Annotated in this window: 13 protein-coding genes; 9 read left to right on the top strand and 4 right to left on the bottom strand. The window is 66.0% G+C overall.

Translation table 11 applies throughout. From position 1 onward, the window contains the following. Nucleotides 1–30: 30 nt before the first annotated feature. Both FGS76_RS12715 and FGS76_RS19790 read right to left on the bottom strand, forming a co-directional pair. Nucleotides 31–1,350, bottom strand: a complete 1,320-nt coding sequence (locus FGS76_RS12715) for a S41 family peptidase (protein ID WP_138773032.1) — start codon at nucleotides 1,348–1,350, stop codon at nucleotides 31–33. A gap of 36 nt (nucleotides 1,351–1,386) precedes the next feature. Then, a complete protein-coding gene (locus FGS76_RS19790; RefSeq protein ID WP_138773031.1) occupies nucleotides 1,387–2,538 on the bottom strand; it encodes a murein hydrolase activator EnvC family protein in 1,152 nt (383 codons plus the stop codon). A 91-nt stretch (nucleotides 2,539–2,629) separates the two neighbouring features. On the opposite strand from FGS76_RS19790, the gene FGS76_RS12705 reads away from it, so the two are divergent. The 3 genes from FGS76_RS12705 to secB are packed head-to-tail and all read left to right on the top strand — an operon-like array spanning nucleotide 2,630 to nucleotide 3,783. Then, nucleotides 2,630–3,046: a rhodanese-like domain-containing protein gene (locus tag FGS76_RS12705; protein ID WP_138773030.1), complete on the top strand. Its 417-nt coding sequence runs from the start codon at nucleotides 2,630–2,632 to the stop codon at nucleotides 3,044–3,046. A 2-nt stretch (nucleotides 3,047–3,048) separates the two neighbouring features. After that, nucleotides 3,049–3,303, top strand: a complete 255-nt coding sequence (gene grxC / locus FGS76_RS12700) for a glutaredoxin 3 (RefSeq protein ID WP_205717253.1) — start codon at nucleotides 3,049–3,051, stop codon at nucleotides 3,301–3,303. A gap of 12 nt (nucleotides 3,304–3,315) precedes the next feature. Beyond that, nucleotides 3,316–3,783, top strand: coding sequence for a protein-export chaperone SecB (secB, locus tag FGS76_RS12695; RefSeq protein ID WP_138773028.1), 468 nt, complete (start codon nucleotides 3,316–3,318; stop codon nucleotides 3,781–3,783). Between the two features lie 123 nt (nucleotides 3,784–3,906). Here the strand turns inward: secB and FGS76_RS12690 are convergent, their stop codons facing one another. Then, nucleotides 3,907–4,377: a tRNA (cytidine(34)-2'-O)-methyltransferase gene (locus FGS76_RS12690; RefSeq protein WP_138773027.1), complete on the bottom strand. Its 471-nt coding sequence runs from the start codon at nucleotides 4,375–4,377 to the stop codon at nucleotides 3,907–3,909. An 88-nt stretch (nucleotides 4,378–4,465) separates the two neighbouring features. On the opposite strand from FGS76_RS12690, the gene FGS76_RS12685 reads away from it, so the two are divergent. Then, nucleotides 4,466–4,816 (top strand): putative signal transducing protein, encoded by a 351-nt coding sequence (locus FGS76_RS12685; RefSeq protein WP_138773026.1) that lies wholly within the window; start codon nucleotides 4,466–4,468, stop codon nucleotides 4,814–4,816. Nucleotides 4,817–4,938: 122 nt separating this feature from the next. Here FGS76_RS12685 and typA read toward each other — a convergent pair whose 3' ends face one another. Next, nucleotides 4,939–6,747 (bottom strand): translational GTPase TypA, encoded by a 1,809-nt coding sequence (typA, locus tag FGS76_RS12680; protein ID WP_138773025.1) that lies wholly within the window; start codon nucleotides 6,745–6,747, stop codon nucleotides 4,939–4,941. 379 nt (nucleotides 6,748–7,126) lie between these two features. On the opposite strand from typA, the gene FGS76_RS12675 reads away from it, so the two are divergent. From FGS76_RS12675 to FGS76_RS12655, 5 genes are all read left to right on the top strand, one after another. Beyond that, nucleotides 7,127–8,665 (top strand): inactive transglutaminase family protein, encoded by a 1,539-nt coding sequence (locus FGS76_RS12675; protein WP_138773024.1) that lies wholly within the window; start codon nucleotides 7,127–7,129, stop codon nucleotides 8,663–8,665. Beyond that, complete coding sequence (locus tag FGS76_RS12670; protein WP_138773023.1) at nucleotides 8,665–9,660, top strand: alpha-L-glutamate ligase-like protein; 996 nt, start codon at nucleotides 8,665–8,667, stop codon at nucleotides 9,658–9,660. The genes FGS76_RS12675 and FGS76_RS12670 overlap by 1 nt, the downstream gene beginning before the upstream one ends. Nucleotides 9,661–9,736: 76 nt before the next feature. Then, nucleotides 9,737–11,590 (top strand): sulfatase-like hydrolase/transferase, encoded by a 1,854-nt coding sequence (locus FGS76_RS12665; protein ID WP_138773022.1) that lies wholly within the window; start codon nucleotides 9,737–9,739, stop codon nucleotides 11,588–11,590. 111 nt (nucleotides 11,591–11,701) lie between these two features. Then, the gene (locus FGS76_RS12660) at nucleotides 11,702–12,811 is read left to right on the top strand and encodes a tRNA (5-methylaminomethyl-2-thiouridylate)-methyltransferase (RefSeq protein ID WP_138773021.1); all 1,110 of its coding nucleotides are present in this window, start codon (nucleotides 11,702–11,704) and stop codon (nucleotides 12,809–12,811) included. A 3-nt stretch (nucleotides 12,812–12,814) separates the two neighbouring features. Beyond that, a complete protein-coding gene (locus FGS76_RS12655) occupies nucleotides 12,815–13,063 on the top strand; it encodes a sulfurtransferase TusA family protein (protein WP_138773020.1) in 249 nt (82 codons plus the stop codon). Nucleotides 13,064–13,210 lie beyond the last annotated feature (147 nt).

Here is a 13,210-nt window from a genome sequence, read left to right as displayed (position 1 = left end):
ACAGCGCCGCCACCCGGGTGGCGGCGCGCCTCACCGTTGTTCGGCTGAGGCGTCGCTGCCGCTCTGGGCCCGGCGTTCCGCCAGATTGATGCCCTTGAGAATCGACAGTGCCTGGGACAGGGGATAGTCGCGGCTGGCCAGCGGTGCCTCCTGGCTGGCGGCCTGGTCGTCCTCGTCACGCTGGTTGATCAGGTGGTGGGGCAGGTCCGATTCCCGGGGGCGGTTCTCCTGCAGCAGTTCCACGCTGGCCACCTGCACCGGAATGTCCGGGTGGATGCCGTCGGCCTGGATGGAGCGGCCGTTGGGGGTGTAATAGCGCGCGGTGGTCAGCTTCAGTGCCGCGTCACCGCTGATCGGCAGCACCGTCTGCACCGAGCCCTTGCCGAAGGTGCGGGTGCCCACCACCACCGCGCGGCCCTGGTCCTGCAGGGCGCCGGCGACGATTTCCGAGGCCGAGGCGGAGCCGCCGTTGACCAGCACCACCAGCGGCAGGCCGCCGAGCAGATCGCCGGGGGTGGCGCTGTAGTCGGTGCGGCTTTCCGGGTCGCGGCCCTGGGTGTAGACGATCAGCCCCCGGTTAAGGAACAGGTCGGCCACTTCCACGGCGCCGCCGAGCACGCCGCCCGGGTTGTTGCGCAGATCCAGGATCAGGCCGCGCAGCTGGCCGTCGGTGGCCAGATTCTCCAGGGCCCGGCGGGCGTCCTGGCCGGTGCGGCTCTGGAACTGGGAGATGCGCAGGTAACCGTAGCCCGGTTCCAGCATCTCGCTTTTCACGCTTTCCACCTGGATGCGGTCGCGTTTCAGGGTCACCGCCCGGGGTTTCTCGTCGCCTTGGCTGAGCACCGACAGGGTCACCTCGGTGCCGGCCGCGCCGCGCATCAGCTCCACCGCGTCGGCCAGGCCCAGGCCCTTGGTGAAGGTGTCATCGATCTTGAGGATCAGGTCGCCGGCCTGCAGCCCGGCGGCGCTGGCCGGGGAGCCGTCAATCGGCGCCACCACCTTGACGAAGCCGTCTTCCATGGTCACCTCCAGCCCCAGGCCGCCGAACTCGCCGGTGGTGCTGGACTGCAGGTCCTCGAACTGGTCCGGGGTCAGGTAGGCGGAGTGCGGGTCCAGCTCCATCAGCATGCCGCGAATCGCCGCCTGGATCAGCGCCTTCTCGTCCACGTCCTGCACATAGGCGCCGCGCACCCGTTCCAGCACTTCGGCGAAGGCCCGCAGCTCGGTGACCGGCACGCCATCCTGTTCGGCCTGCTGGTCGGTTTGCGGGTCCTTGGCCTGGCTGGTCGGGGCGATGAACACCAGGGTCACCAGCGCGAAGCGCAGCAGAAGGCGGGAGGTTTTCAGCATGTGTTTCCCCAATTCGGGCGCCCGTCCGGGGGCGTGTCAGTCATTGCGGGCAATGGGCGGCAGTGTAACACGGCGGTCGCACCAGCGCGCCGGGTTCACCACCTCGCCCTTGCGGCGGATTTCGAAGTACAGGCCGCTGCTGGCGTTGCCGCCGGAACGTCCCGCCAGCGCCAGGGTATCACCGGCCGCCACCCATTCGCCCACATCGCGGAGCAGGCTCTGGGCATAGCCGTACAGCGTCAGATAGCCGCCGCCGTGGTCGACGATGGTGAGCAGGCCATAGCCGCGCATCCAGTCGGCGAACACCACCCGGCCCGGGTGGATGGCGCGCACCGGCGCGCCCTCGCGGGCGGCCAGTACCACCCCTTCCCAGCGCAGCTTGCCCTCGCGGGCGGAATGGAAGCTGGATACCACCTGCCCGGGCACCGGCCAGGGCAGTTTGCCGGCCAGGCTGCCGAACGGCTCGCCGCGGTCCGCCGGCGGGATCGAGGGCATGCTGCGCTGCATGTCGGCGAGCAGTTTTTCCAGGCGCTGCTGGTCGGCCTTGAGACGGTCGATGTCGCCGCCGCGCTGTTTGATCGAGCGGTCCAGCTTGGCCAGGGCCTGCTCACGCTGTTTGGAGGCCGCTTCCAGCTCCTTTTTGCTGTCCGCCAGCCGGGTGCGCCGGTCCAGCAGGTCGGCGCGGGCGGTGGCCACCTGCTCGGCCACCCGGCGCAGTTCCACCAGTTCCCCCTCCAGGGAGGCCAGCCGGTCGGTGCGGGCGCGCTGGAAATACTCCTGATAGCGCAGCAGCCGGGCGATGCGCTCCGGTTCTTCCTGGTTGAGCAGCAGCTTGATGCGTGCTTCCCGGCCGCTCTGGTAGCTGGCGCGCACGGTGCGCGCCAGCCAGTCCAGCTGGGTCTTTTTCTCCGCCGCCAGCCGCGCCTGGTCGGCTTCCACCCGTTCCAGGCGCTGGCGGGCCTCGGCGGCTTCCCGCTCCAGCCGGCGGCCCTCCCGGGCCAGCTCGCCCACCCGGGTCTCGGTTTCCCGCAGGCGGGTTTGCAGGTCGTCGCGCTGCTCCGCCTCGCGCTGTTGCTCGGCGGACAGGGTCTCGATACGGTCCTTGAGCTTGTCCAGGTCGGCTTCGCTGGGTGGCTCCGCCCGGGCCAGCACGGGCAGGATCAGAAATAACAGAAAAAGCGGCTTCATGGCTGCGGGTTTTACCTTAACCGACCGGTGATGTGTATACTTGGCGCCGATTTTCCGCCGGCAAGCGGCGCCAGCGCTAACAGGACCCCATATGGACCGTCTGATCGAATTCGCCAGCAACCATTATCTCCTGGTTTCCGCCTTCTTTCTGCTGTGGGCGGTGTTCTTCGTGATCGAGTCGCGGCGCGGCGGCAATCCGATCTCACCGCAGCAGGCCACCAACCTGGTGAACCAGAAGGACGCGGTGATCGTTGACCTGCGCCCCGCCGATGAGTTTCGTGCCGGCCACATACCGGGTAGCCTTAACATCCCGTCGAGCCAGGCCACCGACCGCATGGCCGAGTTTGAGCGGCACAAGGATAAACCCCTGATCCTCACCTGCAAGATGGGCAACCAGGCTTCGCACCTGGGCCGCCAGCTGCGGGGCAAGGGGTTCGCCGAACTGTACCGTATGCAGGGCGGTGTCACCGCCTGGCGCAACGACGGCCTGCCGGTGGCCAAGGGCTGAGCGTGACGGTCACGTTCTACAGCACCGCCTGGTGCCCGTTCTGCGTCCGCGCCAAGCGGCTGTTGGCCGCCAAGGGGGCCACTGTCCATGAGATCGACGTGGACCGGGAGCCCGGCGCGCGCCAGGAGATGATGGCGCGCAGCGGCCGCCGCACGGTGCCGCAAATCTGGATTGGGGACCGCCATGTGGGCGGTTGTGATGAACTTTTCGCATTGGAGCGAGCGGGGGAACTGGACTCCCTGCTCACCGCAAGCTAACGGAGAAGGACCATGGCCGAAGAACAGCAAAAAACCTTCCAGTTGCAGCGTGTCTATCTGAAGGACACCTCTTTCGAGTGCCCGGGGGCGCCGGACATCTTCCTCCAGGAATGGAAGCCGAAGATGAACGTGCAACTGAACAGCGCCGCCCGCCGTCTTGGCGAGGGCAACGAGTACGAAGTGGAAATCACCGTCACCGTGACCGCCAAATCCGAGGACGAGAAGAAGACCTTCTACCTGGTGGAGGTCAAGCAGGCCGGTATCTTCACCATCGCCGGTATCGAAGGCGAGGAACGGGAACAGCTGCTGGGCGCCTACTGCCCGAACCTGCTGTTCCCCTACGCCCGCGAAGTGGTCTCCGACCTGGTGGCCAAAGGCTCCTTCCCGCAGATGATCCTGCAGCCGATCAACTTCGAGGCGCTGTACCTGCAGCAACGAGAACAGCAGCAAGCCGGCGCCGAAGGCGCCACGGTGCAGTAACCGACGCCCGTTAATCGCGACTGAAGTCGCTCCTACACAGCATTTGTAGGAGCGACTTTAGTCGCGATCGCGATACCACGGCGCCAGTCAGAGCAAGCAGGAACGGCCGGGCGGCTATCCGCTTCAGTCGCGATTAGCACCAGGGTAACCAAGCTGCCGCCACGCCTCGTAGAGGGTGGCGGCCACCGCGTTACTGAGATTGAGGCTGCGGCTGCCCGCCACCATCGGCAGGCGCAGCCGCCGCTCCGCCGGCAGCGTCTCCAGGATCGACGCCGGCAACCCCCGGGTCTCCGGCCCGAACAGCAGCACATCCCCATCCTCGAACACCGCCTCACCGGGCGCCGGCCCACCCTTGGTGGTGAGCGCGAACTGGCGGGCCCCGGCCATCGCCTGGCAAAACGCCGGATAATCCCGATGCACCCGTACCCGCGCGAACTCGCCGTAGTCCAGGCCGGCCCGGCGCAGCCGTTTCTCATCCATCTCGAAGGCCAGCGGCTCGATCAGATGCAGGGCGGCGCCGGTGTTGGCGGCCAGCCGGATGATATTGCCGGTGTTGGGCGGAATTTCCGGTTCGAACAGGGCGATGTGCAACATAACGGGATCGACGCGGTGGTTGGGCGCCCATGGTAACCGCTGGCGGTGACGCCGATAATGCCCCGATGACCAGGCGGCCGGAGGAGCCATGAAACGGGTCTATGAAGCGCGCGATGGCTTGGAGGCGCACATGGTGGCGGGGCTGATCGAACAGGCCGGCATCATGGCCCAGGTGAACGGCGACATGCTGCAGGGCGGGGTGGGCGATCTGCCCGCCGCCGGGCTCGCCAGTGTGTGGGTGGCGGACAGCGACGAGGACCGGGCCCGGCAGGTGATCGTGGACTTCGAGGCCAGCCAGCCGGTGGCGTCCGCACCAACCCTGCGGGAACGGATCCGCGAGCCGGGCCGTGGCGAGCCGGACAGTGGACGGGCTTTTCGTCAGGGTTTGCTGGTGGGGGTGTTGCTGGGGGCGGCGCTGATGGCCTGGTTGCTTGCTTAGGGGGGGGGGCGAGCAGCGCCGGATCGCGACTGAAGTCGCTCCTACATCGGAGGTGGGGCCGTATCGCGGCTGAAGCGCTCCTACAGAAAATAATGTAGGAGCGGCTTTAGTCGCGATAGGGGTTAACGGCTGGCGCGTTTGCGTTCGGTCTCGGTGAGCAGCTTCTTGCGCAGACGCAGGTAGTGAGGGGTTACCTCCACCAGCTCATCGTCCTCGATGAAGTCCAGGGCCTGCTCCAGGCTGAACCGTACCGGCGGGGTGAGAATCACGTTCTCATCGGTGCCGGAGGCGCGCATGTTGGTGAGCTGCTTGCCCTTGGTGGGGTTCACCACCAGGTCGTTGCCGCGGCTGTGGATACCGATCAACTGACCTTCGTACACTTCCACGTTGGGCTCGATCAGCATGCGGCCACGCTCCTGCAGGTTGAACAGGGCGAACGCCAGCACCTTGCCTTTCACCATGGACACCAGCACGCCGTTGTTGCGCTGGGCCATGTCGCCGGGCTTGTAGTCGCCATAGTGGCTGAAGGTGCTGTTAAGGATGCCGGTACCGGAGGTCAGCGTCAGGAACAGGCTGCGGAAGCCGATCAGGCCCCGGCTGGGCACCACGAAGGTGAGGCGTACCCGACCCTTGCCGTCCGGCTCCATGTTGGTCATCTCGGCGCGGCGCAGGCCCAGATGCTCCATGATGGCGCCCTGGTGCTGCTCTTCCACGTCGGCCATGACGTTTTCGTAGGGTTCCTGCTTCTGGCCGTCCACTTCGCGCACGATCACCTGGGGCCGGCCCACGGCCAGCTCGAAGCCTTCCCGGCGCATGTTCTCGATCAGCACCGACAGGTGCAGCTCGCCCCGGCCGGAGACGCGGAACTGGTCGGCGCTGCCGGTCTCTTCCACGCGCAGGGCCACGTTGTGCTTGAGTTCCGCTTCCAGGCGCTCGCGGATCTGGCGGCTGGTGACGAACTTGCCGTCCTGGCCGGCGAACGGCGAGGTGTTGACGTGGAACACCATGCTCACGGTGGGCTCGTCCACGGTCAGCGCCGGCAGCGCTTCCACATTGTTCGGGTCACACAGGGTGTCGGAGATGTCCAGCGGGTCCATGCCGGTGACGCAGACGATGTCGCCGGCGCCGGCTTCGCTCACATCCACCCGATCCAGGCCGTGGTGGCCCATGATCTGCAGCACCCGACCGTTGCGGACCTTGCCTTCGCGGTCGATGATTTTCACCGTGGTGTTGGTCTTTACCTGGCCGCGTTTGATACGGCCGATGCCGATCACGCCCAGGTAGCTGTTGTAGTCCAGGGAGGAAATCTGCATCTGGAACGGGCCGTCGGCGTCCACTTGCGGCGCCGGCACCCGGTCGATGATGGCCTGGAACAGGGGCGTCATATCGTCGGCCAGGTTGTCCTGGTCGAGGCCGGCGATGCCGTTCAGCGCGGAGGCGTAGACCACCGGGAAGTCGAGCTGCTCATCGCTGGCGCCCAGGTTGTCGAACAGGTCGAACACCTGGTCCATGACCCAGTCCGGGCGCGCGCCGGGGCGGTCTACCTTGTTGATGACCACGATCGGCTTGAGGCCGGCGGCGAACGCCTTCTGGGTGACGAAGCGGGTTTGCGGCATGGGGCCGTCCACCGCGTCCACCAGCAGCAGCACGGAATCGACCATGGACATCACGCGCTCCACCTCGCCGCCGAAGTCGGCGTGGCCGGGGGTGTCGACGATGTTGATGCGGTAGTCGCCGTACTTGAGGGCGGTGTTTTTGGAAAGGATGGTAATGCCCCGTTCCTTTTCCAGATCGTTGGAGTCCATCACCCGTTCGACGTCGCCGGCGCGGTCTCCCAGTGTGCCGGACTGTTGCAACAGCTTGTCCACCAGGGTGGTCTTGCCGTGGTCAACGTGGGCGATGATGGCGATATTGCGCAGGCGTTCAATCACAGATTGTGGCTCCGTAGGGATCAAAATGCCTCCGGCCGCTCAGTGGCGGTCGGCCGTGCGACGGGCAACGGCAAGGGGGGAGGCGAGTAAATAGGCGGCGCATTGTACAGTCCCTTACCCCACCGAAGCCACCAATACCCCGTGACACCGCTAAACCAGCCGCTTTCGTGGCAGAATAGTGCGCCATTTTGGTTCACTGGTTTATGCAATTTTTTACCCCGAAAGCCGGGTTGGGTGAGACCGGGCCGGGCAGGTTTCACAAGTATTTGCGTCTTGGGGTCCGTTTCCGGGCGCCGGGGCGGTGACATTAAGGCCCGGTTGGTGGACCATGTGCGCCGGTCGCGGCTCCTTGGCCGAAGGATTGGAATAAGGCTGACAAATGCGTTCTGTTAAATTGCACGCCCGCCTGCTGGCGATGTTTCTTCTGCTACTGGGCGTGGGCAGTATTGCCTACCAGGTTTTCATTCAGAAAGTGCCGGTGACCGAGAGCGAGAGCGATCCGGTCTGGGTGGTGGATACCCAGGTCTCGTTCCAGGCCCGCCCCAACACTCCCATCAAGGCGCGTATGTACGTGCCGCCCCTGGCCAGCGGCTTCACCGCGCTCAACGAGAGTTTTATCTCCAATAATTACGGCGTGAACGTGAACCGGGAGAACGGCAACCGGCTGGTGACCTGGTCGGCGCGCCGGGGGGATGGTCAGCAGAACCTCTATTACCGGCTGATGATCACCGCCCGTTACGCGGAACCGGCGGCACTGCCGGAGAACGGGCCCCAGTTCCGTCCCAGCCCGGCCCTGGAAGGCGCCGAGCGGGTGGCGGCGGACGCCCTGCTGGCGCCGATCCGCCAGCATTCCGCTGATGTGGAAACCTTTATCAGCGAGACCATCAAGCGGGTCAACAACGAGGACAGCGACAATGTGCGCCTGTTGCTCGGTGGCGACCACAGCGATGGCAACAAGGCCAAGGTGGTGGATCTGCTGCTGGCGGTGGCGCACATCCCCGCCGAGCCGGTGCATACCCTCAAGCTGGAAGATTCCAACAGCCAGCAGCCGGAACTGTGGCTGCGCAGCTTCAACGGCAAGGACTGGCTCTATTTCAACCCGGTGGATGGCCGCCAGGGGCTGCCCCAGGACCGTCTGGTGTGGTGGAGCGGCGACAAGCCGCTGCTGACCCTGGAAGGCGCCCGCAACTCGCGGGTGTCGTTCAGCGTGCACCGCAACGAGATGAGCGCCCTGCGCCTGGCGCAGACCCTGCGCTCCCAGGACGCCTCCAGCTTTATCGACTACTCCCTGTACGAATTGCCGGTGCCCTCCCAGCAGCTGTTCCGGGTGCTGATGATGATTCCGGTGGGCGTGCTGCTGGTGTTGCTGATCCGCTCGCTGGTGGGCATGGAAACCCTGGGCACCTTCACGCCGGTGCTGATCGCTCTGGCGTTCCGCGAAACCCAGGTGATCTGGGGCGTGCTGCTGTTCACCTTTATCACCGCCATCGGTCTGTCGGTGCGCGGCTATCTGGAGCACCTGAAGCTGCAGTTGCTGGCGCGGCTGTCGGTGGTGCTCACCTTCGTGGTGATCATGATCGGCCTGATCAGCCTGATGACCTACAAGCTGGGGCTGTCCACCGGCCTGTCGGTGGCGCTGTTCCCGATGGTGATTCTGACCATGGTGATCGAACGGGTCTCCATCGTCTGGGAAGAACGGGGCGGCGCCCAGTCGCTGAAGGTGGCCCTGGGCACCCTGGTGGCGGCGGTGCTGTGCCATCTGCTGATGGTCTGGAAACCGCTGGTCTACTTCGTGTTCACCTTCCCCGGCGTGCTGCTGATCCTGGCGGCGGTGATGGTATTCATGGGGCATTACCGGGGCTACCGGCTGATGGAGCTGGTGCGCTTCCGGGCGATGACCGAGAAGGGTGAACGCTGATGTTCGGCTTCCACACCTGGAAAGCCCTGCGCCAGCGGGGCGTGATGGGCATCAACCAGCGCAACGGCGACTATGTGCTGATGTACAACGACCGCCGGTTGTACCCGCTGGTGGACGATAAGATCCGTACCAAGAAGATGGCCCTGGACGCCGGCATCCAGGTGCCGGACATGTACGGCATCGTCGACACCGAGCAGGGCATCAGCAAGCTGGAGCGTATCGTCGAGACCCACGGCGACTTCGTGATCAAGCCGTCCCAGGGCGCCGGCGGCGACGGCATCCTGGTGATCTCCGACCGCTTCGAAGGCTATTACCGCACCGCCTCCGGGCGCATGGTCAGCCCGGAGGAGCTGGAGTTCCATATCTCCGGCATCATCTCCGGCCTTTATTCCCTGGGCGGCCACCGCGACCGCGCCCTGATCGAGTACCGGGTGCGTTCCACCGACCTGTTCGACCGCATCAGCATCGGCGGCGTGCCGGACGTGCGCATCATCGTGCTGCAGGGCTACCCGGTGGCCGCCATGCTGCGGCTGCCCACCCGCCAGTCCGACGGCAAGGCCAACCTGCACCAGGGCGCCATCGGCGTGGGCGTGGATATCGCCACCGGCGTGACCCTGAGCGGCACCTGGCACAACCTGAAGATCGACCGTCACCCGGACACCGCCCACCCGGTGGCCGGCGTGCAGATGCCGGACTGGGACCAGTGCCTGGCCCTGGCTGCGCGCTGCTACGACCTCACCGGCCTGGGCTACCTGGGCGTGGACCTGGTGATGGACAAGCACAAGGGGCCGCTGATGCTGGAGCTTAACGCCCGCCCCGGCCTCAACATCCAGATCGCCAACGACGACGGCCTGCTGCGCCGCTGTCAGATGGTCGAGAAGCACATCGAACAACGGGGCCGCAAGGCCGGCACCGAGGAGACCTCCAGCCGGGTGGCACGCTCCAAGGGATGGTTCGCCGTGGCCGAACTGCCGGCGCCGCCCAGCGCCGGCTGAGCGGCACCGGGCGTTAAGGTTTCTTTAAGCTTGGTGGTTTAGGGTGGCGCTTTCTTGGCCGCCACCTTCACCGACCATGCCTCCTGCCCAGCGCCGCTCCCCCTTTCCCTTCCCGTTCTTCCTGATCAACCATGTGCTGATGATGGCGGTGGGGCTGTACATCGCCCAGGACCAGTGGCTGCCGCCCCGGGACCTGCTCACGGTGGTGTTCCTGTTCGCCGCCCTGGCCGGTTACGCCGCCCTGTACCTGCTGCCCGCCCTGCTGATCAGCCTGCTCTGCCATCGCTGGCCGGGCCCGCGCCCGGCGCGCTGGCTGGCGGTGGGGCTGGTGTCGGTTTCCCTGCTGCTGCTGTTGGTGGACAGCCAGGTGCACCAGCTCTACGGCTTCCATATCAACGGCTTTGTCTGGAATCTGCTGATTACCCCCGGCGGCATCGACTCCATGGGCGGCGGCGATGGCATGACCCTGACCGTGGTGCTGATCGCGTTGTTGGTGGTGGGCCTGGAAGCGCTGCTGATGCGGTTTCTGCAAGGGCGGCCGGCGCCGCGCTGGCGCTGGCGCTGGCTGCTGGCCGGGCTGCTGCTGTGCATGGTCGGCGAGCGGGTGGCCTACGGGCTCAGTGACCTGAATGGCTACCGGCCGGTGCTCAACGCCGCCCGGGCGGTGCCGTTCTATCAGCCCGCCACCTTCGAGAGCCTGGCCCGCAAGCTGGGCTACACGCCGCCGCCGCGCACCACCCTGTCGGTGTCCGCCGACGGCCCGCTGCGCTATCCGCTGCACCCGCTGACGGTGGCCGATGACGCGCCGTCGCCCAACGTGCTGGTGCTGGTGTCGGAATCCCTGCGCGCGGACATGCTGACCCCGGAGATCATGCCCAACCTGTGGCGCTTCGCCCAACGGCACGGCCGCCGCTATACCGATCATATGAGCGGCGGCAACGGCACCCGCATGGGCATTTTCTCCCTGTTCTACGGCTTGCCGGGCAATTACTGGTTCCCGTTCCTGGAAAGCCGCCGGCCGCCGGTGCTGATCACTGAACTGCAGCGCCGCGACTACCGCATGGGCCTGTTCACCAGTGCCCGCTTCAGCTACCCGGAGTTCGACCGCACCGTGTTCGCCTCGGTGCCCTCGTCGGCCATGGTCAGCGATGACGAAGGCCCGGGCTGGCGCCGGGACCGGCGCAATGTGGACCGGCTGCTCGACTTTATCGGCGATGACCGGAGCGGCGACCACCGGTCGCGTCCGTTCTTCGGCTTCATGTTTTTCGAATCCCCCCATGCCCGCTACTACTTTCCGCCGGAGAGCGTGATCCGGCCGGATTACATGCGCGAGCTGAACTACGCCACCATGGATGTGCAGCGGGACATGCCGGGCATCCACGACCGCTATATCAATTCCGTGCACCACCTGGACCAGCAGCTGGGCCGGGTGCTGGACCGGCTGGAGCGGGACGGGCGCCTGGACGATACCCTGGTGGTGATCACCGGCGACCATGGCGAGGAGTTCATGGAGCATGGCCGCTGGGGGCACAACTCCGCGTTTCACGACCAGCAGGTGCGAGTGCCGCTGGTGCTGGCCGGCCCGGGCATCACCCCGGCGGTGGTGGATCTGCCCACCAGTCATCTGGACGTGGCGCCCACCCTGCTGGGCCTGCTGGGGGTGACCAACGACCCGGCGGATTACGCCGTGGGCGTGCCCCTGGACCAGGCCCGGCCGGGGCGCTACCGGCTGGCCGCCAGCTGGGACGCGGTGGCCTACCTGGGGCCGGACTACAAGGTGGCGATGCCGATGAACGCCGGCGGCCTGGGGGAAATGACGGTGTCCCGGGCCGGTGACCAGCCGGTGAGTGACGCGGACGCGGTGATGCTGAAAGTGCGCGATGCCCTGACCCGGGTGCTGGGCGACATGTCCCGGTTTTATCGCCGCTGAAGACGCGCCGGCGGTCGCTGGCGGCCCCGGCCTTCAGCGGTCCGTGATTTGAGGCCCCCGGGTTTGCTATACTCTGCCGCCCGATTTTTGAGCAACGCGCTGAGCAGAGTTATGTCCGAGGCCGCAACCGCAACTTCCGTCCCGACCCCCGAGCCGATCCAGCGCCGTGCCGTGGCCCTGGTGTCCGGCGGGCTGGATTCCATGTTGGCGGTGAAAGTGATGCAGGAGCAGGGCATCCACGTGGAAGGGGTGAACTTCTTCACCGGTTTCTGCGTGGAGGGCCACACCCATGCGATCCGCAAGAAGGACCAGGACAAGAACAAGCGCAACAACGCCCTGTGGGTGGCCGAGAAGCTGGGTATCAAGCTGCACATCGTGGATATCTCCGAGGAGTACAAGGATGTGGTGCTCAACCCCAAGCACGGCTACGGCGCCAATCTGAACCCCTGCCTGGACTGCAAGATCTTCATGGTCAACCAGGCCACCCTGATGCTCAACAAGGCCCGCGAGCTGGCCGGCGAGAAGGGCTTCGACTTTATCGTCACCGGTGAGGTGGTGGGCCAGCGGCCGAAGAGCCAGCGCAAGGAAACCATGCCGATCATCAGCAGCGAGTCCGGCGCCGACGACCGGCTGCTGCGCCCGCTGAGCGCGCGCAACCTGCCGGAAACCCTCCCCGAGCGTGAAGGCTGGGTGGACCGGGAGCAGCTGTTCGACTTCTCCGGCCGCAACCGCAAGCCGCAGATGGCCCTGGCCAAGCGCTTCGGGCTGGAGGAATACGCCCAGCCCGCCGGCGGCTGCTGCTTCCTCACCGATGAGTCCTACTCCAACAAGCTGGCCGACCTGTGGCGCGCCCGCAACGAGCGCCGCTATGAGCTGGACGACATCATGCTGCTCAAGGTGGGCCGCCATATCCGCCCGGCGGACCACTACAAGCTGATCATCAGCCGCGAGGAAGGCGAGAACCGCTTCCTGGAAGGCTACCGCTATCAATTCACCAGCCTCACCACGGTGAGCTGCCCGGGGCCGCTGGCCCTGGTGGACGGCCGCCTGGAATCCGACGATGAGCTGCGCCAGGCCGCCGCCATCGTGGCGCGCTATTCCAAGGGCCGCTCCGATGACCAGGTGGTGCTGGAGGTGAAGGAACCCGGCGGCGTGGCTCGTGAGGTGGCGGTGACCCCGGCGCGGCCGGATCAGATTCCCCTGGAATGGAATGTGGGCTGAACCATGACCGAGACCGTTCACGATCTGGATGTGCGCCGGCAGCTGTGCCCCATTCCGGTGATCAAGACCCAGAACCGGGTGAATCAACTGGCGCGGGGGGAGGTGCTGCGGGTAACCTGCACGGACCCCGGCGCGCTCAACGATATTCCCGCCTGGTGCCGCATCAACGGCCATCAAGTGCTGGAAACCCGGCGCGATGACCATGAGGTGGTGATTACCCTCAGGGTAGGAGAACCGTCGGTTGCACTTTAGTGGTGCATTGAATCTGGTGTTTGCACCACCAAAGTGCATTGTGGCCCGATGCGGTGCGCTTTACCCGCCGAAAGGCCCGAAATGCGCCAAAAAAGGGCTGGCACAATAATTGCTCCTCTATTAGCGTGCAGGCCGGTGGCCTAGGGT

The sequence above is a fragment of the Alloalcanivorax gelatiniphagus genome, assembly GCF_005938655.1.
GTDB lineage: Bacteria > Pseudomonadota > Gammaproteobacteria > Pseudomonadales > Alcanivoracaceae > Alloalcanivorax > Alloalcanivorax gelatiniphagus.
The sequence above is the reverse complement of the archived record's forward strand: the minus strand, read 5'-3'. Positions and strand labels throughout refer to the sequence as shown.